Annotated in this window: 22 protein-coding genes; 17 read left to right on the forward strand and 5 right to left on the reverse strand. The window is 39.8% G+C overall.

Going from position 1 to position 25,816, the window contains the following annotated elements:
* Nucleotides 1-184: 184 nt before the first annotated feature.
* The 9 genes from J2Y37_RS07000 (at nt 185) to J2Y37_RS07040 (ending at nt 9,537) form a co-directional block, all read left to right on the forward strand.
* Nucleotides 185-580, forward strand: a complete 396-nt coding sequence (locus J2Y37_RS07000; protein WP_349032339.1) for a hypothetical protein — start codon at nt 185-187, stop codon at nt 578-580.
* Between the two features lie 199 nt (nt 581-779).
* The gene (prmA, locus tag J2Y37_RS07005) at nt 780-1,685 is read left to right on the forward strand and encodes a 50S ribosomal protein L11 methyltransferase (protein ID WP_349032340.1); all 906 of its coding nucleotides are present in this window, start codon (nt 780-782) and stop codon (nt 1,683-1,685) included.
* Nucleotides 1,686-1,699: 14 nt separating this feature from the next.
* Nucleotides 1,700-2,563, forward strand: coding sequence for a zinc-ribbon and DUF3426 domain-containing protein (locus J2Y37_RS07010; RefSeq protein ID WP_121929639.1), 864 nt, complete (start codon nt 1,700-1,702; stop codon nt 2,561-2,563).
* A 376-nt stretch (nt 2,564-2,939) separates the two neighbouring features.
* A complete protein-coding gene (fis, locus tag J2Y37_RS07015) occupies nt 2,940-3,209 on the forward strand; it encodes a DNA-binding transcriptional regulator Fis (protein WP_001086304.1) in 270 nt (89 codons plus the stop codon).
* Nucleotides 3,210-3,288: 79 nt separating this feature from the next.
* On the forward strand, nt 3,289-4,866 hold the full coding sequence (gene purH, locus J2Y37_RS07020; protein ID WP_349032359.1) for a bifunctional phosphoribosylaminoimidazolecarboxamide formyltransferase/IMP cyclohydrolase: 1,578 nt from the start codon (nt 3,289-3,291) through the stop codon (nt 4,864-4,866).
* A gap of 110 nt (nt 4,867-4,976) precedes the next feature.
* A complete protein-coding gene (gene purD, locus J2Y37_RS07025) occupies nt 4,977-6,263 on the forward strand; it encodes a phosphoribosylamine--glycine ligase (protein ID WP_349032341.1) in 1,287 nt (428 codons plus the stop codon).
* A 606-nt stretch (nt 6,264-6,869) separates the two neighbouring features.
* Complete coding sequence (locus J2Y37_RS07030) at nt 6,870-7,745, forward strand: MetQ/NlpA family ABC transporter substrate-binding protein (protein WP_349032342.1); 876 nt, start codon at nt 6,870-6,872, stop codon at nt 7,743-7,745.
* 74 nt (nt 7,746-7,819) lie between these two features.
* Nucleotides 7,820-8,845, forward strand: coding sequence for an ATP-binding cassette domain-containing protein (locus tag J2Y37_RS07035; protein WP_004670582.1), 1,026 nt, complete (start codon nt 7,820-7,822; stop codon nt 8,843-8,845).
* The gene (locus J2Y37_RS07040; protein ID WP_349032343.1) at nt 8,842-9,537 is read left to right on the forward strand and encodes a methionine ABC transporter permease; all 696 of its coding nucleotides are present in this window, start codon (nt 8,842-8,844) and stop codon (nt 9,535-9,537) included. The genes J2Y37_RS07035 and J2Y37_RS07040 overlap by 4 nt, the downstream gene beginning before the upstream one ends.
* Before the next feature lie 58 nt (nt 9,538-9,595).
* Here J2Y37_RS07040 and J2Y37_RS07045 read toward each other — a convergent pair whose 3' ends face one another.
* On the reverse strand, nt 9,596-10,462 hold the full coding sequence (locus J2Y37_RS07045; RefSeq protein ID WP_349032344.1) for a hypothetical protein: 867 nt from the start codon (nt 10,460-10,462) through the stop codon (nt 9,596-9,598).
* Nucleotides 10,456-11,439 carry a hypothetical protein gene (locus tag J2Y37_RS07050; RefSeq protein WP_349032345.1) on the reverse strand — a complete coding sequence of 328 codons (984 nt, stop codon included), beginning with the start codon at nt 11,437-11,439 and terminating at the stop codon, nt 10,456-10,458. The genes J2Y37_RS07045 and J2Y37_RS07050 overlap by 7 nt, the downstream gene beginning before the upstream one ends.
* Nucleotides 11,440-11,961: 522 nt before the next feature.
* On the opposite strand from J2Y37_RS07050, the gene gloB reads away from it, so the two are divergent.
* The 8 genes from gloB (at nt 11,962) to J2Y37_RS07090 (ending at nt 23,361) form a co-directional block, all read left to right on the forward strand.
* Nucleotides 11,962-12,693 (forward strand): hydroxyacylglutathione hydrolase, encoded by a 732-nt coding sequence (gloB, locus tag J2Y37_RS07055; RefSeq protein ID WP_349032346.1) that lies wholly within the window; start codon nt 11,962-11,964, stop codon nt 12,691-12,693.
* A gap of 299 nt (nt 12,694-12,992) precedes the next feature.
* Nucleotides 12,993-13,199, forward strand: a complete 207-nt coding sequence (locus tag J2Y37_RS07060; RefSeq protein ID WP_004670577.1) for a hypothetical protein — start codon at nt 12,993-12,995, stop codon at nt 13,197-13,199.
* Between the two features lie 293 nt (nt 13,200-13,492).
* Entirely contained in the window at nt 13,493-14,875 is a 1,383-nt protein-coding gene (gene ahcY, locus J2Y37_RS07065) for an adenosylhomocysteinase (RefSeq protein WP_349032347.1), read from the forward strand.
* Nucleotides 14,876-15,009: 134 nt separating this feature from the next.
* On the forward strand, nt 15,010-15,846 hold the full coding sequence (gene metF, locus J2Y37_RS07070; RefSeq protein ID WP_005197609.1) for a methylenetetrahydrofolate reductase [NAD(P)H]: 837 nt from the start codon (nt 15,010-15,012) through the stop codon (nt 15,844-15,846).
* A gap of 22 nt (nt 15,847-15,868) precedes the next feature.
* Complete coding sequence (locus tag J2Y37_RS07075) at nt 15,869-16,591, forward strand: 16S rRNA (uracil(1498)-N(3))-methyltransferase (protein WP_349032348.1); 723 nt, start codon at nt 15,869-15,871, stop codon at nt 16,589-16,591.
* An 87-nt stretch (nt 16,592-16,678) separates the two neighbouring features.
* Nucleotides 16,679-19,549, forward strand: a complete 2,871-nt coding sequence (locus tag J2Y37_RS07080; RefSeq protein WP_349032349.1) for an EAL domain-containing protein — start codon at nt 16,679-16,681, stop codon at nt 19,547-19,549.
* Between the two features lie 219 nt (nt 19,550-19,768).
* The gene (locus J2Y37_RS07085) at nt 19,769-22,039 is read left to right on the forward strand and encodes an NADP-dependent malic enzyme (protein WP_349032350.1); all 2,271 of its coding nucleotides are present in this window, start codon (nt 19,769-19,771) and stop codon (nt 22,037-22,039) included.
* A gap of 95 nt (nt 22,040-22,134) precedes the next feature.
* Nucleotides 22,135-23,361 carry a multifunctional CCA addition/repair protein gene (locus J2Y37_RS07090; protein ID WP_349032351.1) on the forward strand — a complete coding sequence of 409 codons (1,227 nt, stop codon included), beginning with the start codon at nt 22,135-22,137 and terminating at the stop codon, nt 23,359-23,361.
* A 137-nt stretch (nt 23,362-23,498) separates the two neighbouring features.
* On the opposite strand, the gene J2Y37_RS07095 is transcribed toward J2Y37_RS07090, so the two are convergent.
* The 3 genes from J2Y37_RS07095 to rpsB all read right to left on the reverse strand — a co-directional run.
* Entirely contained in the window at nt 23,499-24,125 is a 627-nt protein-coding gene (locus tag J2Y37_RS07095) for a hypothetical protein (RefSeq protein WP_349032352.1), read from the reverse strand.
* Nucleotides 24,126-24,346: 221 nt separating this feature from the next.
* Nucleotides 24,347-25,225: a translation elongation factor Ts gene (tsf, locus tag J2Y37_RS07100; protein ID WP_004670562.1), complete on the reverse strand. Its 879-nt coding sequence runs from the start codon at nt 25,223-25,225 to the stop codon at nt 24,347-24,349.
* A gap of 138 nt (nt 25,226-25,363) precedes the next feature.
* Nucleotides 25,364-25,816 (reverse strand): 30S ribosomal protein S2 (gene rpsB, locus J2Y37_RS07105; protein WP_349032353.1); only part of this gene is annotated, 453 nt, incomplete at its 5' end.

Here is a 25,816-nt window from a genome sequence, read left to right on the forward strand (position 1 = left end):
GCAGTGAGATTCTTATCGGCTACAAAGGATTGATAAGGCGAAAAATGACACAAAAAGAAACTTTCTGTTGCATTTTCCCTGTACTTTTAACAAAGCGCTCTAAAATTGCTAACCTGATCACCACTGTCTTATCTCAAAATATTTCTATCCTAAAAGTACAGAACAAATACTTTAGGAAAATGAAATGAACTCGAAGCTTTTACTGTCATCATTAATCTGTGGTTTATTTTTTACTGTAACGGCTCAAGCAAACGCTAAAACTGCCACTGATCCACTGACCCAGAAGTATCAGCAAGTATGTAAAGGTAAGAAACAAGGTGATGCGGTTTCATTTGCCCACAAAGGTGTTGTTTTTAACGGTGCTTGTGAAAGCGATGAAAACAACAAGCTAAGCTTCCAACCTCCAACGCCTGCCTCTGAAGCACCAGTCGAAACACAAAGCAAAATTTCAGAAACGCAATCTGAACCACGCCCAGTAAGCACATCGACTGAAATGCCAGCAGAAGCACCATCCCAACTTGCTGCTCCGATGGAAAATACCGAACAACCGATGATGGATAATGATCAAGAAGCACCTTAAATCAATCAAAGTGCTTAAATGAAAATTCAATGAAAGAAAGGATGCCGCGTGATTTGGCATCCTTTCATGTTTTTTAAATACCGAATTCTTAGAAACTGCATACATTTCATCTTAAAATTGTAATCTGTCTATTTTATAAGCCCTTTAATAAGCCTGAATCCATTACAATAATCCCAAATACATTTACTTAGGTTGTCCTGTGAACTGGCTACAAATTCATATTACTGTCGATCAAGATCAAGTTGAACTTACTGAAACCCTACTCCTATCATTAGGCGCAGTGAGTGTAACTTTAGATGATGCCGAAGATCAGGCTTTACTTGAACCATTACCAGGTGAAACACCACTTTGGAACAAAGTCATTGTTACAGGCATTTATCAACAAGAAGAAGATGATCCAATTGATGTCGATACGTTGGAAGCATTCTTAAAAGCACAACTTCCAGATGTTCCGATGCGTCATGAATATCTAGAAAACCAAGTATGGGAACGTGCGTGGATGGACTATTATGAGCCAATCCAAATCGGTGAGAAATACTGGATCGTACCTGAATGGCTAGAACCTCCAGAAGCAGACGCAACCAACATCAAGCTTGATCCTGGTTTAGCTTTCGGCACAGGTAACCATGCCAGTACATTCTTGTGCTTACAATGGTTAGGCAAAACCGATGTCAAAGACAAAATCGTAATCGACTATGGTTGTGGCTCAGGAATTTTAGGTGTTGCAGCATTGTTGCTCGGCGCAAAAAAGGTCTATGCAACAGACATTGACCCACAAGCCGTCTTGGCGACCAAACAAAATGCAGAATTAAATGGTGTACTTGATGGTCTTTATGTAGGCTTACCAGAAGAGTTCGATCAAGAATTTAAACAACAACAAGCAGATGTACTGGTTGCAAATATTTTGGCAGCACCGTTAATGGCACTTGCGCCTGAATTCTCAACTTTATTAAAAAATGAGGGCGAGTTCGCACTTGCTGGTGTAATAGAAGAGCAAGTTGCTGATGTTTCTAGTGTTTACTCTCAGTTTTTTGATATATTAGAGATCGAAAAGCGTGAAGAAAACTGGTGTCGCATTTCAGGAAAACGTAAAACAACAACTTGAGATCTCTATAAGTTATGAGTGAAAAACAAACCCGCTGCCCTAAATGCTCAACCGTGTACAAAGTGACCCTTTCACAACTCAGCGTTGCACAGGGTATGGTTTGTTGTCCAAAATGTGTGATTAACTTTAATGCACTCACTAATTTACTCGCTTCTGAAGAAGATGAAACGATTGCCGTACCTGCAAATCGTTCATTATTTTCTTCAATCCAACCAAACAGCTCATTTGCAGAAAAGCAAATGCAAATTTTAAGTATTTTTGATCAAAAAATTGAAAACTCAAATATCGATCTATTGACCTATTTAAACAACCTAAATTATTTCAATACCGAACCAGTCACTGCTTTACCCAACTTAAACCTTTCAGAAGACACCGTTCTCATAGATGAGACTTCGACTGAAAAACAACACGGTTGGCTGTACTACACCCTTTGGGGGCTTGGCAATATCACCCTTATACTGGTATTTGCCTTTCAAATTTTATGGTTCAATCCTAAATTGATGCACGAAAGCCCTGCATTAAATCGGATCTTTAACTACGCATGCGGCGCTTTAACTTGTAAAACAAGAGATGAGCAGTATAAATATTTAAACTTTGAAAAAGTACAAGTTAGACCTGCTGATCAAAATTCAACACGCTTTTCAGGTACGCTCGTCAACCGACATGAAAACAGTGTTGTGCTTCCTGCCATTAAAGTTATTTTGAAAGACAATGGTGAAGTGATTTCAAATACGGTATTAACCCCCCAAAACTATTTGGTTGATAGCTTGAAGACGATTCAACGCATCCCGACAAATAGCCCTTTTAGGTTTGAATTTACCATCCCAAATAGCAAAAACAGCTTCAATGACTATAGTTTAGAAATTGTACAACCCTAAAAACGAAAAAAAATGACAAAAAAATATAAAAAAAGTGCAGTTAATTTGCTCACTTTTTCGTAGACAGTGGTATGATACGCGCCACGAAAGCTTTGACCTACATACTCCTCGTTATTTATAGACAAAAAATAGTTAAACGAACTGTGCTTCTATCCCATAAGCGCATTGTCGGTTTTTTTGTTTTTGAAAGTAGGCTGTAACAAATATTTAACTATTGTTACGCTTATTTTTTACACAATTCGAGGATTTGTGGCAAGCTAATAGTCCCATTGTTTTAGAGTCACTGTTTTAGGATCTAAAACAGGGCTCAGTAATTCAGACCACATTTATATATCACTTTATCCAAGTGATATTTTTATTTTTCGGATTAAAACGCATGAATAGCAAATCTCCTATTTTTACGGCTCAATCTGATGTCGCTCTCCGCATCCATGTAGATCGCGCAGTTCGTCATTATTTTGCACAATTGCAAGGTGAGCAACCATCTCAAGTGTATGACATGGTTTTAGCAGAAATGGAGAAACCTCTTTTATCTGTGGTCTTAGAATATACTCGTGGCAACCAAACACGTGCTGCTGAGATTCTAGGCCTTAACCGTGGAACTTTACGCAAAAAGTTAAAAGCTCACGGTTTAATGAGTGAATAATTGATAAAATGCTCACGTTCTCGTGGGCATTTTTTTTGTGCCTTTGTTTTAATCTGTAGACTTCAAACTGTTGACTAAAATCATGACTATCAAACGTGCTTTAATCTCTGTTTCAGACAAAACTGGAATCGTTGAATTTGCTCAAAATCTTGCAGCTCTCGGGGTAGAAATTTTATCTACTGGTGGTACATATAAGTTGCTTAAAGACAACAATATCGCCGTCGTGGAAGTTTCTGAACACACGGGTTTCCCTGAAATGATGGATGGCCGTGTCAAAACACTGCATCCAAAAATTCATGGTGGTATTTTGGCTCGTCGTGGTCTAGACGAAGCTGTAATGCAAGAACACGATATCGATCCAATTGATCTCGTTGTGGTAAATCTCTATCCGTTTGCAGCAACAGTAGCAAAACCAAACTGTTCACTTGCTGATGCGATTGAAAACATCGATATCGGTGGTCCAACGATGGTTCGCGCTGCTGCGAAGAACCATGCATCTGTTGGTATTATTGTCAATGCTGCTGATTACGATACGGTCATTGCTGAATTAAAAGCAAATGGGACTTTATCTTACGAAACGCGTTTCGACTTAGCGGTAAAAGCATACGAACATACCGCGCAATATGATGGCATGATTGCATCTTATTTGGGCGCACGTGTGGGTAAAACTGAAGGTGAAGCGGATACGTTCGCGCGCACATTCAACACCCAACTGAATAAAGCACAAGATTTACGTTATGGTGAAAATCCACACCAAAGCGCCGCTTTCTATGTCGAAGCAAATGCACAAGAAGCATCTGTTTCAACTGCAAAGCAATTACAAGGTAAAGAACTGTCTTATAACAATATCGCTGATACCGACGCGGCACTTGAATGTGTGAAGTCATTTGTAAAACCTGCTTGTGTCATCGTCAAACATGCGAACCCATGTGGTGTTGCTGTTTCACTAGATGGCATCAAAGCAGCTTACGACCTCGCTTATGCAACTGATCCTGAATCAGCGTTTGGTGGCATCATTGCATTCAACCGCGAATTGGACGTTGCAACTGCACAAGCGATTGTTGATCGTCAATTCGTTGAAGTGATTATTGCTCCAAGCATCGCTGATGGCGTACTTGAAGTGACTGGCGCGAAAAAGAATGTCCGCGTCATGGTTTGTGGCGAACTCCCTGCGATTGATGCACGTGCGCCACAACTTGATTACAAACGTGTCAACGGCGGCCTACTGGTTCAAGACCAAGATTTAGGTATGATCAGTAAAGATGACCTAAAAGTTGTGACCAAACGTGCGCCTACTGAACAAGAGGTTGATGATTTAATCTTTGCTTGGAAAGTGGCGAAATATGTGAAGTCAAACGCGATTGTTTATGCAAAAGATCGTCAAACTGTGGGTATCGGCGCAGGTCAAATGAGCCGCGTCAATTCTGCACGTATTGCAGCGATTAAAGCTGAACATGCTGGTTTAGTGGTTGAAGGTGCAGTAATGGCATCTGACGCATTCTTCCCATTCCGTGATGGTATTGATAATGCTGCTAAAGCAGGCATTAAATGTATTATCCAACCGGGTGGTTCAATGCGTGACGAAGAAACAATTGCAGCAGCTGATGAAGCTGGCATCGCAATGGTCTTTACAGGCATGCGTCACTTCCGCCATTAATAACACCCAAGTCCCTCTTTCTTGCGATGCCTTACTAGTCGCATCTCAGGGGGACTTTTTTATTCTGAACAGGTATATTCTTAAATACTGAAAAAGGAAATAACTTAATAATGAATATTTTAGTTTTGGGTAGCGGTGGCCGTGAACATGCACTTGCATGGAAAATCGCACAAGATACAAAAGTGGCTAAAGTTTTTGTTGCTCCGGGTAATGCAGGTACAGCAACAGAAGATAAATGTGAAAACGTCGAACTTGATATTTTAGACAACCCAGCCGTGATTGCTTTTGCAAAAGCAAATGATGTGGCATTGGTGATTGTTGGTCCAGAAGCACCATTGGTGAATGGTGTGGTTGATGCTGCTCGTGAAGCAGGTCTAAAAATTTGGGGACCAACACAATACGCAGCGCAGCTTGAGGGTTCAAAAGCTTTTGCCAAGCATTTCTTAAAGCGTCATAACATTCCGACTGCTTTTTATGATGTATTCACCGAAGTAGATGCCGCTAAAGCATACGTGGAAAAAAATGGCGCACCGATCGTCATTAAAGCGGATGGCTTAGCTGCTGGCAAAGGCGTGATCGTGGCAATGACCAACGAAGAAGCTTTTGCTGCCATTGATGACATGCTTGCAGGCAATAAGTTTGGTGATGCAGGTTCACGTGTCGTGGTTGAACAGTTCCTTGCGGGTGAAGAAGCGTCTTTCATTTGTATGATTGATGGCAACAACATTTTGCCAATGGCGACTTCACAAGATCACAAACGTATCTTTGAAGCTGACCAAGGTCCAAATACAGGTGGTATGGGAGCTTACTCTCCTGCCCCAGTTGTGACTGCTGAAGTCTTTGAACGTGTCATGAATGAAGTGATGCGCCCGACCGTTGATGGTATGGCTGCGGATGGTCACGTTTATACAGGTTTCTTATACGCAGGTTTGATGATTGATGAGCAAGGTCAACCTCGTGTCATCGAATTCAACTGCCGCTTTGGTGATCCTGAAACACAACCAATTATGATGCGTTTAAAATCATCGCTGATTGATCTCGTTGAAGCAGGTATTGAGGGTAACTTACCAAGTGAAGCAGAATGGGACGAGCGTAAATCGATCGGTATCGTTCTTGCTGCTGAGGGTTATCCAGAAACCGTCCGTAAAGGTGATGTAATTTCGGGTATCGGTCAATCTCCAGAAGATACTAAGATCTTCCATGCAGGTACAGCCATGACTGCTGATGGACATATTGTCACTGCAGGCGGTCGCGTACTCTGCGTAACAGCACTGGGCGATACTGTACTTGAAGCACAAATTAATGCGCTAGAAGTTTGCGGTCAAGTGACGTTCACAGGTATGCAGTACCGTAGCGATATTGGTTACCGCGCGATTGCTCGTGAAAAAGCTGAATAAATTTTCTCAAGTCGAAAAACCTTCTTCGGAAGGTTTTTTATTGCTCAAATCAAAGCAGTGCCCAGTTGTTTATTCAATTTTTATATAACACATGCAAAAAAATATATATTCACTATTCAATTGAATTATCTAAACAAATATTTAAAAAATCTGTAAAATTTTCATTCATTTATCTTTACTTAACACACAATTCCCTCAAATAATCATATATTTATACCCCTGAGTATCGTTTACTCCACTATAACCTGATCTAAAATATTGCTATGATTGTGAAAATTTTTAGCTGTTATTTTTATGTTCAGATAAAATTCTTTTCCATTATTTTCAATTGATTAGAATCATTAACTGCGCCTGACAAATAACGACTAAATCCAAATTTAATTTCAAAAGTAAGTGAATGATTCACTGTGCTATTTATCTATAGCAAACTGGAACATGAATGTTCACCTATTTTTCTCATGTTGTGAAATTTGTATTGGCAAATGCTTCAAAAATTATTCACATGATTATTTGAATTCAATGCCAATCAATAGCATCGCAATCTATTACAATCTTTAATGCGGAAACCACGTGATTTTCCGACATTATTTTGATTAGGATTTATACATGAAAAAGCTAATTAGTCTTTTTTTAAGTGTATCTGTATTATTACTTGTAGCATGCAGTAAACAACCAGATACCACAGCTACCGATCAAAACGGCGATGCCGCTGCATTACAAACGGTGGTCATCGCTTCTACAGGTTCAGATGCTGATATCTGGCGTCATATTGCAACATTACCTGAAACCAAAGCCGCTGGTCTTAAACTCGAAATTAAAAACTTCACTGATTACGTTGCGATGAATACTGCTGCGGCGAACAAAGAAGTTGATCTCAATGCATTCCAATCTTACGCTTACCTTGTTGCATTCAATGCTGCAAATAAAGATAAGATTGCACCTGTTTCAACCACATATTTAGAGCCTATGGGCATCTACTCAAGCAAAGTTAAGAAAGTTGAAGAGTTTGCTGAAGGTGCAACCATTGCGATTCCAAACGACGGTGCCAATGAATCTCGTGCATTATTACTTTTACAAAGCGCAGGCTTAATCAAGTTAAAAGCTGACTTTGACCCAGTAAAAGGTACGCCAGCAGATATTATTGAAAATACTAAAAAGATTGTGATTAAACCGATCCAAATGGCGACTGCTGTACGCGTAAAAGATGAAGTTGATGCAATTTTATTAGGCAATACGCTTGCAATGGAAGGTGGTTTGAACGTTCTTAAAGATGCGATCTTCTATGAGCCTGTTGATCAAAGCACCAAGCTCAATGTGAATGTTTTAGCGACGGCTGAATCACGTAAAGATGATGCGGTACTACAAAAAGTTGGTGCGCTTTATCATACTGAAGCTGTGAAAAAATATGTACAAGAACACTTTGATGGCACTAAGGTTGATGTAAACAAACCGACAAGCTATCTCACTGAAGCGAATTCGTAATATACTACGCTCCGACGCTCTACAAAACAGGCAAATGATTTTGCCTGTTTTCTTTTTAATTTAGTATTGACGATATGATCGAATTTAAAAATATTTCCAAACACTATCAGCTAAATGGCCAAACCATTAATGCGCTGGATCAAATCGATTTAGAGATCCCAGAAGGCAGTATCTTTGGCATTATTGGTTATAGTGGCGCAGGTAAAAGTACATTAATTCGTTTGATTAATTTGCTAGAACGCCCATCTAAAGGGCAAGTGATTATTCATCAAAAAGATTTTACTGCGATGGATGCGCGCACGCTTCGTAACGAACGTGCGAATATCGGCATGATTTTTCAGCACTTTAATTTATTACAGACTAAAACAGTGTCTGAAAATATTGAAATGCCGCTTAAATTGCTCGGTCATCGTAAAGCTGAACGAGAAAAGCGTTTAGCCGAGCTGTTAGATTTCATTGATCTCAAACATAAAAAAGATGCCTACCCTGACGAACTCTCAGGTGGTCAAAAACAACGTGTGGGTATTGCTCGCGCCCTCGCCAATCATCCCAAAATTTTACTTTGCGATGAAGCAACCTCTGCTTTAGACCCGCAAACCACCAAATCTGTTTTAGCGTTGTTGAAGAAAATTAACCAAGAACAAAATATTACCATTGTGATGGTGACCCATGAGATGGATGTGATCGAATCAGTTTGCGATTACGTTGCTGTCATGGAAGCGGGTAAAGTGATTGAAACAGGTTCGACCTTAGAGATTTTCAGTCAACCACAACATCCCACAACCAAAACCTTTATCCAAACCGTATTACAGCAACAACTGCCGATCAATATTCTCAACAATCTCGAACACAAGCACCATAACAGTATCTATAACCTGCAATTCTTAGGTACATCAGCACAAGAAACCGTGATTCAGTCTGTGATTAAACAGTTTGATATTAGTTTGAATATTCTGTTTGCCAACATGACCGAGATTAACGGTACAGTGATTGGGCAAATGTTTATACAACTGCTCGGTGACCCACGCATCATCCAAGAAGCAATCCAATTCCTAGAGCAACAAGGTGTCAAAGTTGAACCGTCTGGAGTAAGCCAATGAGAGACTTTATCGTACACTGGCTGACTGAAATCACTGCGCCTTTTTGGCAAAGTTCTTTGTCCATGGATCAATTTGTGACAGCCTTACAAGAAACCTTACAAATGGTATTCTTCTCACTGCTTTTTGGTTGTATTTGGGGCTTCATCCAAGGCATCACCTTAGTAGTGACACGTACAGGTGGTATCCTACAAAATCGAGCGATTTATTATTTCCTCAACCCAATCGTCAATGCGTTACGTTCGATTCCTTTCATTATCTTGCTAATCGCAGTTATTCCATTTACTAAATTCCTCGTTGGAACATCAATCGGAACGTGGGCAGCGATTGTTCCCCTCACCATTTATGTTGGCCCATATTTAGGTCGATTAATCGAAACCTCATTACTTGAGGTCAATGAAGGAATCATTGAATCTGCTCAAGCAATGGGCGCAACGCCTTGGCAAATCGTTTTCAAATTTATTATTCCTGAAGCACGGAGCTCAGTTATTCTAAACTTAACCACGGGAACGATTAGCTTGATTGGTGCAACGGCAATGGCAGGTGCAGTCGGTGCGGGCGGAATTGGTGACTTGGCAATTTCTTATGGCTATCAACGTTTTGATAGTAGTGTTGTAATTCTGACCGTGATCGTGCTTTTATTGTTGGTTCAATTTGTGCAAACCTTTGGTGATTGGTTAGCAAAAATACGTTAATCATTGAGTTAACAGCTTAAAGCTCTCAATATGAGAGCTTTTTTTATCTCAAGTATTTTTATGGAAAATAGATTTCAGTCGCAGCCTTAAATGTATTGACATGTAAAGGAACGAGATCAGCTAAGGGTTGATATCCTCCAGCCAAAACAAACAACAATGGAATATTCATTTTCTTTGCCATTTCAAAGACCAAACGATCTCGTTCAAACAGTAATTCTGTCGTGAACCATTTTGAACCATAGCGGTCATGCTGATGACAATCCATACCGGCCTGATAAATAATTAAATCAGTATCCCAGCGCGAAGCATATTGAAATGCCTCTAGAACAGCCTCACGGTATAAATCGAAGTTGCCTTGCTTGGGATGAATATAGCGAGTCAAACTGCGTTCACTCGCCTTACAACCGAAGCGAATACCAAAGATTCCAAAATTCACAAGGTTGGTCATTCGGTTCGCAAATACGGCTGTGCCATCGCCACCATGCTGATCGCAATCTAAAATAAAAATCCGTTTTTCAGGATGCTGTTTCGCAACCAAAGCCAAACCATTAAAGGTGCAGTAGGCAGCACCCGACTCATAACTGGCGTGATGAAAACCTTGCGCAATATTCGCAGCAACCCCTTCTTTTAACGCAATTTCAGCACCAAGCAGTTGCCCAGCTTGAACCGATAAAATTGCATCTCGTAATTGTACTTTCCAAGGTTTAAAGCCTTGAATCGTCGCAAAACTAGATTGACCTGAAAGAAAAGCCTCCACATATTGGGGATTGTGTAATTTTTTAAGAATTTCAACATCAATCAAACCTGGATCAATCAACTCAACCATTTGATTGGTACGAAGCACATTCGCAACTGCGGTCAGTTTTTCCATGCTATTGGTATGCGTTTGCGCATAATAGCGTGGTGAATAACAAGCTTTTAGCATGGATATCCTACAGAGATTTGACCTTGAGCGATTTCCATAAGCTGCCCCAGTTCAGTGATATCAGGTCTAAACAATCCGTTATCCACCTGTTGCTTAAAGTGATAACCAAACGCACGGGCACGATTTTTCGGTGAAACGGCTAAAGTCGTTAATCTTAGAAACCAAAATCCATTGATCGCAGAAATCGGAATCACATGTCCTTTATAGTGTTTATTTTGGTGCTTTTCTATTGGCTCAATTTCATAATTTGCTGAAAAAAGGCTGCCTGCTGGTAAACGAACCCCATTCATCAATAATGAAACAAGGCTAATACAGGAGTGATTGTCCCCCATATTCATTTTTTCCATCATAATCGGTTGTTCATGCTCATCAACAAAAATATTTATCTCGCCCTGTCTAAGCAACCGATGATGTGCAATTCGAAGAAAGAATTTTTCAGCCATTGGACAAGAACCCACTTTGGGCTTTTCTGGCAAAGCATTGCATTCAATCAAGCCATTTTTGGCACTTTGAGGAAGAATAATATCTGCCAATAACTGACAAATCAGTACACTTTCCTCCAGCTCGGCATATTGATGAATGCTTCTAAGCTTCGCTTGAAAATCGACTTGCTGCTGCAAGTTTTTCGCAAATAATTCTTGTGGACTCAAACGCACTAAGCATTGCTGCACATCCGAGTTTATATCAAGATTCCGCCAACTCGTTAGTTCCAAACCATAGGAAGATGCTTGATTCAAAATACTTTTCAAAGCCTTAGTTTCATAATCTTCAAAAATACGAAAATCCTGAAAACCAAGCGCATCGCGAGGTTGCGAAACAAATTCTGCGATCACACGTGTTGCTTGGGTATATCCACAACCACGCCGTTCCGTTTGATGACTAAAGTGCTCATTAAGCATTTCTGTAAGTTTGGCAGATAGAGGATATAAATATTTTCTAAAGATAACGACCACTTCATGATCGACCAAATCTGACATGATTCCCTCTCTGTCTTATTGTGATTTATTTCCGCTTTGCGCTCATTAAATTATATTTATTTACAATAACTTGTCTTTTTCAATGCCATCTTAGCAAATGGCACATCCCCCTAGCCTAAATCAACATTCAATACTTAAACAGGATAAATCCCTTCATTTTGATGATATTGAATAGAGCTCATTCATAATTATTCATACCCTCTTAGTCTTTCTCTCACCATAAGAAACAAAAGGGATTTATGAACACCGTCTAATATGCGATCTATTTAACGCCATTGAAAATAATATAAACCATTAACTTATATGGCTTTTATCTCATCTTTATGTAAAACACCTAGCTTGTCAATGATAAAAATCCACCCTGATTTAAGCTGTCAAAATTTGCCCAAAAAAGTCATATTTACGCGATGTTCATCAACAGCAGTTTTGCACTGTTACGCATTTGCACTTACACTAGGAGCTCTAAAAAGCGTTTATCGACAGCTTCAAATAACCACATGACGAAAGGTTTAGGAATCGGCTATGCATTATAAGATTCATGTAATTGACGTAAAAAATGCCTTAAAAAACTATATCTGGTTATTGGAAGATACTCGCTCAAATGAAGTTATTGCGATCGACCCCACTGAAGCCAGTCTGGTCAGTGATTTCTGCGAACAACACCAGTTACAACTCAAGCAAATTTGGCTCACCCATTGGCATCCAGACCATACCAATGGTGTAGCAGAGTTATCCGCAAACAATAATCTTCCCGTATACGGCCCGCGTGACGAATTGAGTAAAATTGCTTTCATCTCAAATCCACTGCAACACAATGACCATTTCCATTTCAATGATTTAAAGATTGAAATCATTGCGACACCGGGACACACCTTAGGTCATATCGTTTATTTTATTGAAGAAATTGATAGTCTATTCTGCGGTGATACCCTATTTGCAATGGGTTGTGGACGTTTGTTTGAAGGTACAGCAGAACAAATGTATCATTCTTTAAATCGTCTAGCTGCGTTGCCAATCCAAACCAAAGTCTATTGTACTCATGAATATACGCTAGCAAATGCTGAGTTTGCGCTCACCATTGAACCGAACAATGTTGCACTACAAGAGCGTATAAAACAGGTCAAAGCATTAAGAGAATCTGATCAAATCACGCTACCTAGTAGCATTGAGTTAGAACTAGAAACCAACCCTTTCTTGCGCACCGAGAGTGCCGAGGATTTTGCTCGAATCCGTAGCCTGAAAGATCAGTTTTAATCGATTCGATCAAATAAAAAATGATTTCATTTTTCACATAGAACCAAACTGAAAAATGAAATTATTTTTTACATTTTTAATTAAATTATTTTTAAGTTTGAAACCACTTACTCAAATACACAAATATATTTTTCACAATTAAATACAGACACTTAAACCAAATTCAATTAGAACAAAATACTTAAAAATTACTCTATTTTTACATTATTTACATGTAGCAAAATAAATCTATGCAATCCCCCTTTAAAAAAATTTAAGCAACCCTTATTAATGAATACAGGTTCACAAGGAGTTCGGCTATGAAAAACAGAGTTGTTAAAGCAAAAAATTTATTGGCTTTTCGTATTTGGTTGGAAAAGTTAGGATATTCGGTTAAAAATCTGACAGATAATCGCGGTTTTACTTTTAGCTTTAAAAAAGAATATGGTTTAGTCACTTGTGATTTATCTGGAAATTCTTTAGCAATGCAGCTCGGTGAAGAATTTGAAGATCACTTGAAAGCGTAATGGTCAGTTTTAAAATTTAGGGTTTCAAATGGATAAGAAACCCTAAAGCATCTATATAAATTTTTTAATGATATATTTGCCCCTATTTATTCCCTCATTTTCTCACCATCTCATTCAAAATTTCATTGGAACTCAACCGATTTCCAAGTATGATAATGCCCTAGTCGAGGGATGCTGCGACAATTGATTGGCACTAAAAATCAATTTGCTAGGCTCGGCGTAAGAAGCAATGCTTCCAAGACAACGGCATCCGCGAACAAAACGATCCACACTATTTTTTCTAGGAGATCCTGATGAACGCGGTGAATGCTTCATTTACAGATTATAAAGTTGCCGATATTTCACTTGCTGACTACGGCCGTAAAGAAATCAAACTTGCTGAAGCTGAAATGCCAGCCTTGATTGGTTTGCGTAAGCGTTATGCAGCGGCTAAACCGCTTGCAGGTGCAAAAATCTTGGGTTGTATTCATATGACAATCCAAACTGCCGTTTTAATCGAAACTTTAATCGAGTTAGGCGCTGAAGTTCGTTGGACATCATGTAACATTTTCTCTACTCAAGATCACGCTGCTGCTGCAATTGCTGCGCGCGGTATTCCTGTATTCGCTTGGAAAGGTGAAACTGAAGAAGAATATGTCTGGTGTTTAGAGCAACAAATCAATGTCAATGGTCAGCCTTGGGCTGCCAACATGATCTTGGACGATGGCGGTGACTTAACTGCACTTGTTCATGACAAATACCCTGCACTTTTAGAACGCATCCACGGTATTACCGAAGAAACCACAACAGGTGTTCAACGTCTTTTAGAAATGTGGAAAGATGGTTCACTTAAAGTTCCAGCGATCAACGTGAATGACTCGATCACTAAATCTAAAAACGACAACAAATATGGCTGCCGTCATTCATTGAATGATGCCATTAAACGTGCCACTGACATGCTACTTTCTGGTCGCCGTGCACTTGTGATTGGCTATGGCGATGTGGGTAAAGGTTCTGCGCAATCTTTACGTCAAGAAGGCATGATTGTACGTGTAACTGAAGTTGATCCAATCTGTGCAATGCAAGCATGTATGGATGGATACGAAGTTGTATCACCATATAAAAATGGCGTACAAACAGGCAAAAAAGAAGATATTAACCAAGACCTATTAGGCAATACTGACCTTGTCGTCACCACAACTGGTAACTACCATGTTTGTGATTCTGCAATGCTCGATAGCTTAAAAGCGGGTGCAGTCGTATGTAACATCGGTCACTTTGATACAGAAATCGACACAGCATATTTACGTGGTTATAAGTGGGTTGAAGTAAAACCACAAGTACACCAAGTATATCGTTCAGAAGATGAAAGTAACTATTTGATCCTTCTTTCTGAAGGTCGTTTGGTTAACCTCGGTAATGCAACTGGCCACCCATCACGCGTCATGGATGGTTCTTTTGCAAACCAAGTATTAGGTCAAATGCATTTGTTCGCTGAGAAATTTGCAGATCTACCTGCTGATCAAAAGCAAGCTGCAATCCGTGTAGAAGTACTTCCGAAGAAATTAGATGAAGAAGTTGCTGCTGCCATGGTCCTTGGTTTTGGTGGTGTATTAACACAATTGACTCAAGTGCAAGCGGATTACTTAGGCGTTCCTGTTGAAGGTCCGTTCAAAGCTGACGCTTATAAATACTAAGTTTTAGTACCCTTCTCCCTAGCCCTCTCTCTTAGGGAGAGGTGATATTCGTTACCCTAATGAGTATCAAAAAGTCCTCTCCGTTAAGGAGGGGATTTAGGGGAGGTGAAAAGAAATAAAAAAAAGGATTTGAAATGACCAAACGTGTTCCTATTTCTTTTGAGTTTTTCCCACCAAAAACTGATGTAGGTGCGGAGAAACTACGTACTGTTCACCAAGAATTACAGCAATTGAATCCTGAGTTTTTCTCGATTACCTACGGCGCTGGTGGTTCTACACGTGAACGAACTTTAGCTGCAATTCATGATTTCAATGGCAGTGGTACGCCTGTTGCACCTCACCTATCTTGTATTGGTGATGATAAAACACGTATTGCTGAGCTTTTAGACTTATACAAGTCTCAAGGTATTGATCGCATCGTGGCATTACGCGGAGATTTACCTTCAGGTCAGGTTGGCCTAGGTGAGCTTCCATACGCTCAGGACCTCGTGCGCTTTATCCGTGAATATTCGGGTGATCACTTTCATATCGAAGTTGCTGCTTATCCCGAAATGCATCCCCAAGCCGAAAGCTTTGATGTCGATATTCAACGTTTCGTTGAAAAAGTACACGCTGGTGCAAATGCAGGGATTACACAGTTCTTCTTTAATCCTGATGCTTATTTCTATTTTATGGAACGTCTTGATAAAGCGGGTGTCAATATCCCCGTTGCTCCTGGGATTATGCCGATTACCAATGCGAGTAATTTGATCCGCTTTGCTGATGGCACGGGCGCAGAAATTCCTCGTTGGATTCGTAAGCAGCTTGCAGCTTATGGAGATGACAGCAAAAGTATCAAAGCATTCGGCCATGAAGTCATTGTGAAACTCTGCGAACGTTTAATCGCTGGTGGCGCACCATCACTTCACTTTTATTCAATGAACCAAACTGAACCGACTCAACAACTGGTTGTTGATCTTGGTTTAAACTAATTTGTACGAGCCTGATCCAAGCATGAATCGTTTTTATATCGAAACCGAATTAAATACTGGCAATACCATTGAATTAACGGAATCGGTGTTTCACCATTGGGTACGGGTATTACGTGCAAAAGAACAAGAACAAGCCATCTTTTTTAATGGAAAAGGTGGTGAATACGTTGTAACACTGACTGAAATCAATAAGAAAAATGCATTGGTATCCGTTGATCATTTTGATCCAATTGATCGCACGCCCCCTTTTCAAATTGTTTTAGGCCAAGTCATGAGTAAAGGCGATCGCATGGATTATGCGATTCAAAAAGCGACTGAACTTGGCGTTACAACGATTCAACTCTTGACCAGCGAACGTTGCGAAATGCGACTCAAGTATGATCGTGATCAAAAGAAATTAGAGCATTGGCAATCTGTCGCCATCGCCGCATGTGAACAATGTGGCATGAACCGAGTTCCAGAGGTGTTAGCTCCTATCGCATTAATCGATTGGGTCAAGTCAGCCCAACTCCCGCCATCTCGCTTTGTTTTAGCACCAAACAAAACTCAAGAAAATGTATTATTAGACAGTTCACCCGATTTAGCATTATTAATCGGTCCTGAAGGTGGCCTCAGTGAAACTGAAATCGAAACCGCAAATCAAAACCAGTTTAAAAACTGGTGCATTGGCGACCGTGTTTTAAGAACTGAAACTGCTCCAGTTGTGGCTTTGTCTATTTTGAACTATCACTTTTCCATCAAATGATATATGTGGATTGCTTTCCATTGGGTTTAGCGTTAATTTAAATGCACTCAACTCTGCTTACAAAAATAAAAGCTGTAGGCATGAAAAATGAAAAGGATTATTCGTTGTATGTCTGGGGTTCAAAAGCAAGATTCACCGCCACCTATTTATACGGATTTGATCAATTGTTCTAGCCATATCCGTACTTTTGTGCTCAGTGTACTCTGTATTTGTCTTTTAGATTATGTGTTGTTTGGTGTTTTCTACTCTTTTAGTCCCAACATTTTCACTGTTTGGATCTGTATTACTCTAATTGTTTTTCTGCTGTTCTTTTTTCTATGTCGATTCTCTTTACAACACACCTCATCCCCACTTTTCTTAAAAAGAACCAACCATTTATTTCAAATAATATGTTTTTTTACGGGTTTATTGCTCGGCGTTAACTCCATTATTATTAATTATTATCTCATCCATGATGTACCTAGCCTAACAAGCTCACATATTTCAATCTTAACCGCCTTGCTCCTCACGACATCACATATCATTGCACTTACATTTTTAACCCAACATATTCGATATTTTTTATTATTTTTTATTCCCAGTATTGTTCCACTGATTATTTCACAAATTCTATTTGGTGATCATCACCAGACGCTGTTCTATCTCGCGTATTACTCAACTTTCTTTGCAACATTACTATGCGCACAAGCAACTTATAAAATCCATAAACGTCTTTCAGGCGTACTTGAAAAAAACAAACAACTGATGGATGTTTCTGAACGACATAATCAATGGACTGAAGAACTATGCCAGCAGCTACAGCGAGAAATCAATAAATCCAAAGATATAGAAGCACAATTACAATTTAATAATCATTTATTGGAACAAAAAGTTCGTGATCGTACTTTTGATCTCACCCAAATGAATGAAAGCTTAGAAGAACACCGACAAAACCTTGCCTTTGCACATGAAACTGCGGGTATACACCCTTGGGAATGGAATCTAGAAAATCAGACCATAGGAATAACCAACACACATAGTAAACCTGTTAAGCGCGACTCAGATAACCACTATGCGCTGTTGCACAAGATCACCCATCCTGATGATATTGAACGTGTAAAAAACACCTTATATGGTCATTTATATGGACACATAGCACGATATGAAGAGACTTTTCGTATTAAGCGTCCAAATGGCGAATGGTCGTGGATACATGATGTTGGACAAGTGATTCAAAGAGATCCTGTAAATCGAAAACCTTTACGTATGGTTGGTGTCTATCGAGATATCAATCAAGAACGTAAAGATCAAGAACGCTTGAAGCTTTCTGCCAGTGTTTTTGAACAAGCGTCTGAAGGCATATTTATTTTGGACGAACAGTTTAACTATGTTGAAGTTAATCCCAAATACGAACAAATGACAGGATTAGATAAGCAAGCTATTTTAAATAAACACCTGTTTGACATTACCAAGCAAAATAAACCGCATCATCAAAACTTCCAACTTTCAATACTCGACACATTAAGCGAAGAATATGAGTATGAAGGAGAGTTTCAAGAGACGTATCATTCAGGAAAGTCATGTTTCCTGTGGATTCATATCAATGCCGTCAAAAATGAACAAGACCAAGTCATCAATTATATCGGCATTGTTTCGGATCAAACCGAACGTAAACATCAAGAGCAACGTTTATCTTATTTAACCAACTACGATACGCTAACAGACCTGCCGAATCGTTTTTATTATCAACAGCAGCTTCATCAGTATTTAATCAGTGACGCGTCTATTCAGCACCTTGCTGTGATTCGTTTGAACATAGATCGTTTCCGCACATTAAATGAATTGATTAGCAATCAAGCGGGCAATGAACTGTTAAAACAAGTTGCTCAACGCTTACGTGTTAGCAATATCGATGCCCTTTTGGTTGCACACTTAAGCGCTGATGATTTTGCCATTATTTATGAGATGTCACCATTACATCCGCCTATTCATCAACTATGCAATAATATTGTTGAAAACTTTTGCCAACCTTTCTATATCTCTGACCAAGAATATTTGGTCAGTATTTCTGTGGGCGTGGCAATGTTTCCAGAGCATGGGCGTCAAGTTGATAATTTAAATACCCATGCAGAACAGGCCCTCAACGAAGCAAAACGCTTGGGTGGGAACACCATTCGCTATTATTCAAATGAAAGAGCGAGTCTGACCGCCAAATATTCAGATTTAGAACTCGACTTAAGAAAAGCGATTCAAAACAACGAACTCGTCGTTTATTATCAGCCAAAGATTATCGCCCAAAATGATCAAATTGATGGCTTCGAAGCCCTCATCCGTTGGGAGCATCCAACCAAAGGGCTGATCATGCCTGACATATTCATTCCTTTAGCAGAAAGTACCAGCCTTATTTCTGATATTGGACAATTTGTCCTGCATGAGGCTGCTAAGCAATTGCATATATGGCAGCAACTCGGCTTCGCAGATATTCATATTGCAGTCAATATCGTGGTACAACAAATCTTACGCGGACAACTACTTCATGATATTGATACCATCCTAGCTCAGTATTCAATTTCAGGGCAGAATCTTGAGTTAGAAATTACCGAGTCTGCTTTTCTAGAAAATACAGAAAGTGTAAAAGTCGTTTTACAAGCCCTCAAACAACGCCATATTTCAATAGCGCTTGATGATTTTGGCACAGGCTACTCTTCCCTTGCTTATTTAACCGAATACCCAATAGACACTCTGAAAATTGACCGTGCTTTTATCTCAAAAATCGGCGATGCAAAACAAGACGCGATAGTTAATGCCATGATTGCAATGGGTAAAACGATTGGCCTAAAAGTTGTGGCTGAAGGCGTTGAGACTGAGCAGCAAAGCGAATATCTGAAACGCCAAAACTGTGACATATTGCAGGGTTACTTATTTGCTAGACCATTAACAGCAATACATGCGACTGAATATTTACAACAGCATACCTAACTGTCAACCGCAAAAACTTCCATTTAAGGGTGGATTTTAAGCATTTTGGCAGTTTATTTTAAGCTCGTTATGAATTGTCAATAAGCATGTTCGTTCAGTGAAAATAAGCTTTTTTGACTGGGCGAAAGCATGAACTAGTGCTATATTCTTGTGCACTTATCTTAATATAGTAATTAGCCTCCTATATGGCTGATTATTATCGGAACAATCGAGACTCAGATGGACGATCAATCTTTAAAACAGGCCGCTTTGTATTACCATGAATTTCCTACTCCGGGAAAAATCAGTGTGACACCTAGCAAGCAGCTCGTTAACCAACGAGATCTAGCGCTTGCATATTCTCCTGGTGTTGCAGCTCCGTGTTTGGAAATCGAACGGGACCCTTCTACTGCTGCTAAATATACAGCACGTGGTAATCTGGTCGCCGTCGTGAGTAATGGTACAGCAGTACTGGGTTTAGGGAACATTGGTCCTTTAGCATCAAAACCTGTAATGGAAGGTAAAGGCGTACTTTTCAAAAAGTTCGCTGGTGTCGATGTATTTGATATCGAAATCGCAGAAAATGATCCAGACAAAATCGTCGATATCGTTGCAGCATTAGAACCAACATTTGGTGGTATCAACTTAGAAGACATCAAAGCACCTGAATGCTTCTATATCGAGAAGAAGCTTCGTGAACGCATGAAGATTCCTGTGTTCCATGATGACCAACACGGTACCAGTATTATCGTAGGCTCTGCATTATTAAATGCTTTGCAAATCGTAAATAAGAAAATTGATGAAATCAAAATTGTAGCGTCTGGTGCAGGTGCTGCGGCATTGTCTTGCTTAGATTTACTTTGTGCTCTTGGTGTGAATAAAGCCAACATCACTGTTGCTGATTCTCGCGGTCTTCTTACCACTTCACGCGAAGGACTGGATGAATCGAAAAAGCGCTACGTACAAGACATTGCAGCAACACAATTGCATGAAGTGATTGCTGGTGCGGATATGTTCTTGGGTCTTTCGGCAGCAGGTATTTTAACCAAAGAAATGGTTAAAGAAATGGCTGAAAATCCGATTATCTTTGCACTAGCTAACCCTGATCCAGAAATCTTGCCTGAACATGCACATGAAGTACGTCCTGATGTCATTATGGCGACAGGTCGTTCGGACTATCCAAACCAAGTCAATAATGCGCTTTGCTTCCCGTATATCTTCCGTGGTGCACTTGATGTCGGTGCAACCACCATCAATGAAGAAATGAAAATTGCATGTGTACATGCGATTGCACGTATGGCGCACGTAGAAGCTGATGCTGCTACTTATGGTGAAAAATCTGTATCATTTGGTCGTGATTACTTGATCCCTGGCCCACTTGATCAGCGCTTGATTTTAGAAATCGCACCTGCGGTTGCTAAAGCAGCAATGGATTCTGGTGTTGCAACTCGTCCAATTGAAGATTTCTCTGCATATCGTCAAAGACTTTCTGAGTTCGTGTATAACTCAGCGTTCTTAATGAAACCAATTTTTGCTCAAGCGAAAACTGACCCTAAACGTATTGCATACGCTGAAGGTGAAGACGAGCGCGTATTACGTGCAGTACAAATCGCAGTTGATGAAGGTTTGGCTAAACCAATTTTAGTCGGTCGTACCACTGTAATTGAAGCAAATATCAAAAAATTAGGTCTGCGTTTACAACACGGTGTAAACATCGAGATCGTTGATCAAGAAAAAAATCCTCAATATGAGGAATTTTGGAAAGATTACTATAAAACCATGCAGCGCAAAGGCGTGACAGTAGAGTATGCACAGCGTGAAACACGTCGCCGCTCAACCCTGATCGCAGCTTTACTGGTTAAATTCGGTCAAGCCGATGGTATGCTCTGTGGTACTTATGCAAGCTACGATATCCATTTAGATTTCGTTAAAAATGTCATTGGTTTAAAAGAAGGTCGCAGCACTTTCTTTACCCTAAATGCGTTAATGCTTGAAGATCGCAACCTATTTATTGCTGACACTTATGTGAATACCAACCCAACGGCTGAACAGCTTGCTGAAATGACCATTTTAGCTGCGGAAGAAGTACGTCGTTTTGGTATCACACCACGTGTTGCACTGCTTTCCCATTCAAGTTTTGGTAGTGATCAACTTGATTCTAGCGCTCAAAAAATGCGTGAAGTCTATCACTTACTTACAGAGCAAGCGCCTGAACTAGAAGTTGAAGGTGAAATGCATGGAGATGCAGCACTTGACGAAAACATCCGTCACTTTGCTTTTCCAAATTCACGCTATAAAGGTTCAGCTAACCTATTGATCATGCCAAACCTAGACTCAGCAAATATTTCTTTTAACTTGTTGAAAGCAACATCTGGGAACAATGTAACGATTGGACCAATTTTATTGGGTGCAGCCAAACCAGTTCATATCCTCACCCCAACAGCAACAACCCGCCGTCTAATCAACATGACTGCGTTGACTGTTGCTGAAATTCAACAAAGTCAAAACTAACCGCCACAAGCAAAGCTTTTGCTGAAAAGCTTTGCTTAGTGCTTGAGAAAACCTCTATTCTGTAGCATGATTGTGTGAAGAATAGAGGTTTTTTCATGCAAGTTTATTTAGTAGGCGGTGCTGTTCGAGATCATTTACTTGGGCATCCCTATCACGAAAAAGATTATGTTGTGGTTGGTGCAACGCCAGAGCAATTACTCGCCGAAGGTTATCAACCTGTTGGTAAAGACTTTCCTGTATTTCTACATCCCAAAACAAAAGAAGAATACGCACTCGCACGTACAGAACGTAAATCTGGAGTTGGTTATCATGGTTTCCAATGCTTTTCAGACACCAGCGTTAAATTAGAAGAAGATTTGATTCGCCGAGACCTAACCATCAATGCCATGGCAATGGATGAGCAAGGCAAGGTTTATGACCCCTATGGCGGACAAAAAGATTTAGACCAAAAAATTCTGCGCCATGTTTCTGATGCTTTTACCGAAGATCCACTTCGCGTGCTTCGAGTTGCACGCTTTGCTGCACGATATGCGGCGTATGACTTTAAAATTGCGGATGAAACACTGCAACTCATGCAAGACATCGCGCAATCAGGCGAATTAAATGCCCTTACTCCAGAACGCGTCTGGAAAGAAACCTCTCGGGCACTAATGGAAGATCATGCAGATGTGTATTTTCAAATACTCAAAGACTGTGGTGCTTTAAAAATCTTATTTCCTGAACTCGATGCCTTATTTGGTGTACCACAACGCCCTGAATACCATCCTGAAATAGATTGTGGTATTCATACACTTATGGCACTGAAACAAGCATGTCAGGCAAATTATGCGCTAGATGTGCGCTTCGCTGTACTTGTGCACGACTTAGGCAAAGCACTCACCCCTGTTGAAGAATTACCAAGACATATTATGCATGAAGAACGCGGCATACAGCCCGTGACTGATGTGTGTGATCGCTTAAAAGTACCTAGCTATCTTAAAAATCTAGCGCTCGCAGTATGCAAAGAACATTTGAAATGTCATCAAGTCAAAAATCTAAAACCCGGTACGTTATGGCGTTTTTTACAACGCTTAGATGTACTGCGTAGACCTGAAAAAGCTAAAGCTTTTGTTCAAGCCTGTGAATGCGATGCCAAAGGTCGTTTGGGTTTAGAACACCGCCCATATCCTCAAGCACAATATCTGCTAGATGCGATGGAAATCGTTAGACATATTCGGGCACAAGATCTACCTGAACATATTAAAGGCCCTGAAATAGGCGAAATGTTGATTCAATACCGTATTGAGGCATTAGCAAAATTTAAAGAACAGCAGGAAGAATAAACCCGTTTAACACGCCATCGTTGTGCGACCAAACAATTTAAAATTTATATTAGACCCTTTCATAATCCTGCATATTTCTCCTGTAGAAAGAATGAGGAACGATTGAAGTTCCGCAAGGGATTTATGAAAGAAGTCTACTATTTAGTCAATAATATTGGATCTTCAATGCTATAACCCGTTTCAAAAGGGATACCAAGGTATTTGACTGTCACAAGCACATTATTACTGTGAGGCACTTTATAGACTCTAGATATATTCAACCCTTGCTTGTAACTGTTAGCTGTTTGTAATGTACTTTTTAGACGGAAGCTTTTAACCCGATATTGATAAGACCATTTATCAATGGATTCTTGTGGGTCATACCATGCCTCTGCCGTTCCCTTTTTCGTGGTTAATATTTGAATGTGAGCATTACGGTTGTGTACAGGTTGAAGTGAAAGTAAACGCTTTTGAATTTTCTTAATTTCTCTATCAAATTGCGTACTCTCTTGATCATAATCAATTAATTTATTTTTGGGATTAAGATAAAGCGAATGAACTTGAATAAGTTTCGTCGGATTAGCACTATTTAATTGATAATAATAGAGCTGAGGTAAACGACCCCGACCGTCTTCAAAATGTCGCATCAGATAAATCTTTTGGGCCTTTCGATCCAACCCTAAAACTTCTATATGCTGTGGTCCGCCAACCGTTGCATAAACGGTTAGAGGTAAGCATGACAAAAAAAGTGCACCGAAAATAATTTTTAGTATAGGTTTAGACATATCCAGCTCCAAAGCAATCTGTATAGTTAAGCCCAATATATTGAGTTTTTAATGAAGATGGGGTTAATTTTCATCCATTACGCATTTATTTATAATAAGATCGAAAAATTCTTTTGTGACATGTTCTGGTATTAGTTTACCTAAAATGATTTTTTTGTTCCCAATAAAAAACCCAGCCAAAAATGACTGGGCTTTTATAACTTTTACTTATTCAGTAAAAATTATTGAGCAGCAGCAGCTTGAGCAGCAGCAACTTCGTCAGCAAAGCTCATTTCAGCTTTCTTCTCAATACCTTCGCCTACTTCGAAACGAACGAATTGAACAACAACTGTACCAGTCGCTTTCAATACATCAGCAACTTTTTTGTCGTTATCGATTACATACATTTGACGATCAAGCGCAACTTCGTTCAAATATTTTTCAATTGAACCAGTTACCATTTTCTCAACGATGTTCGCAGGCTTACCAGATTCTAATGCTTTCGCTTCAGCAATTTCTTTCTCTTTAGCGATTAAGTCAGCAGAAACAGCTTCAGCATTTACAGCAACTGGGTTGAATGCAGCTACGTGCATAGCAATACCTTTACCTGTATCAGCATCACCAGTGTAAGCAACAACAACACCGATTTTTAAACCGTGTTTGTACACAGCCAAGTTTTCGCCTTCAACAATTTGAGCGCGACGAACTTGAATGTTTTCACCGATTTTTTGAACAAGTGCAACACGTGCTTCTTCTACTGTGGCGCCGTCTTCAAGCTTAAGTTCAGCAATTTTTGCAGCATCAGTTTCGCCAGCAGCAAGTGCAGCAGTAGCAACTTTATCAGAGAAGTTTTTGAAGTTTTCGTCTTTAGCAACGAAGTCAGTTTGACAGTTAACTTCAACAAGAATCGCTTTGTTACCGTTTTGAATGATCGTGATCGCGCCATCAGCAGCAATATTACCTGCTTTTTTAGCAGCTTTTGCTTGACCTGATTTACGAAGGTTATCAATCGCAAGTTCGATGTCGCCGCCTGCTTCTGTTAATGCTTTTTTACATTCCATCATCGCAAGACCAGTACGGTCACGTAATTCTTTTACCATGCTCGCAGTAACTGCAGTCATGTTGATCTCCTAAAATCGGTAGAAAATAAATCTGTTCAACAAAAACGGCCCAAAGAAACTCTGGGCCGTTTGCAATCTCGACGCTTTAATTTGCCACCATTACATGTCGCAAAAATGACAAGCTTGCGTCAAAACGCATTAAGCCTCAGAAGCATCTTTAGCAGCGTCATCGCCTTTTGCTTGTGCATTTGCTTGTGATTGAGCATATTCTTTACCAGCAAGAATCGCATCAGCCATAGCAGAAGCATACAAAGTCACTGCACGGATCGCATCATCATTACCCGGAATAACGTAATCAACGTTGTCTGGGTTAGAGTTTGTATCAACGATACCGATTACAGGAATACCTAAGTTTTTCGCTTCTTTGATTGCAATCGCTTCGTGATCAACGTCGATTACAAATAATGCGTCAGGTAAACCACCCATGTTTTTAACGCCGCCTAAAGCACGTTCAAGCTTGTCCATCTCACGAGTACGTTCTAAAGCTTCACGTTTAGTAAGCTTAGCAAAAGTACCGTCTTGAGATTGAGACTGAAGATCTTTTAAACGGTTGATAGATTGGAGAAGAGTTTTCCAGTTCGTCAACATACC

Origin of the sequence: Acinetobacter sp. 3657 (genome assembly GCF_031456775.1) — a bacterium.
Classification (GTDB): Bacteria; Pseudomonadota; Gammaproteobacteria; order Pseudomonadales; family Moraxellaceae; genus Acinetobacter.

Coding starts and splice junctions, on each gene's coding strand:
- J2Y37_RS07000 (WP_349032339.1), top strand. CDS start 185: ATGAACTCGAAGCTTTTACTGTCATCATTAATCTGTGGTTTATTTTTT.
- J2Y37_RS07010 (WP_121929639.1), top strand. CDS start 1,700: ATGAGTGAAAAACAAACCCGCTGCCCTAAATGCTCAACCGTGTACAAA.
- fis (WP_001086304.1), top strand. CDS start 2,940: ATGAATAGCAAATCTCCTATTTTTACGGCTCAATCTGATGTCGCTCTC.
- purD (WP_349032341.1), top strand. CDS start 4,977: ATGAATATTTTAGTTTTGGGTAGCGGTGGCCGTGAACATGCACTTGCA.
- J2Y37_RS07030 (WP_349032342.1), top strand. CDS start 6,870: ATGAAAAAGCTAATTAGTCTTTTTTTAAGTGTATCTGTATTATTACTT.
- J2Y37_RS07035 (WP_004670582.1), top strand. CDS start 7,820: ATGATCGAATTTAAAAATATTTCCAAACACTATCAGCTAAATGGCCAA.
- J2Y37_RS07040 (WP_349032343.1), top strand. CDS start 8,842: ATGAGAGACTTTATCGTACACTGGCTGACTGAAATCACTGCGCCTTTT.
- J2Y37_RS07045 (WP_349032344.1), bottom strand. CDS start 10,462: ATGCTAAAAGCTTGTTATTCACCACGCTATTATGCGCAAACGCATACC.
- J2Y37_RS07050 (WP_349032345.1), bottom strand. CDS start 11,439: ATGTCAGATTTGGTCGATCATGAAGTGGTCGTTATCTTTAGAAAATAT.
- gloB (WP_349032346.1), top strand. CDS start 11,962: ATGCATTATAAGATTCATGTAATTGACGTAAAAAATGCCTTAAAAAAC.
- J2Y37_RS07060 (WP_004670577.1), top strand. CDS start 12,993: ATGAAAAACAGAGTTGTTAAAGCAAAAAATTTATTGGCTTTTCGTATT.
- ahcY (WP_349032347.1), top strand. CDS start 13,493: ATGAACGCGGTGAATGCTTCATTTACAGATTATAAAGTTGCCGATATT.
- metF (WP_005197609.1), top strand. CDS start 15,010: ATGACCAAACGTGTTCCTATTTCTTTTGAGTTTTTCCCACCAAAAACT.
- J2Y37_RS07075 (WP_349032348.1), top strand. CDS start 15,869: ATGAATCGTTTTTATATCGAAACCGAATTAAATACTGGCAATACCATT.
- J2Y37_RS07080 (WP_349032349.1), top strand. CDS start 16,679: ATGAAAAGGATTATTCGTTGTATGTCTGGGGTTCAAAAGCAAGATTCA.
- J2Y37_RS07085 (WP_349032350.1), top strand. CDS start 19,769: ATGGACGATCAATCTTTAAAACAGGCCGCTTTGTATTACCATGAATTT.
- J2Y37_RS07090 (WP_349032351.1), top strand. CDS start 22,135: ATGCAAGTTTATTTAGTAGGCGGTGCTGTTCGAGATCATTTACTTGGG.
- J2Y37_RS07095 (WP_349032352.1), bottom strand. CDS start 24,125: ATGTCTAAACCTATACTAAAAATTATTTTCGGTGCACTTTTTTTGTCA.
- tsf (WP_004670562.1), bottom strand. CDS start 25,225: ATGACTGCAGTTACTGCGAGCATGGTAAAAGAATTACGTGACCGTACT.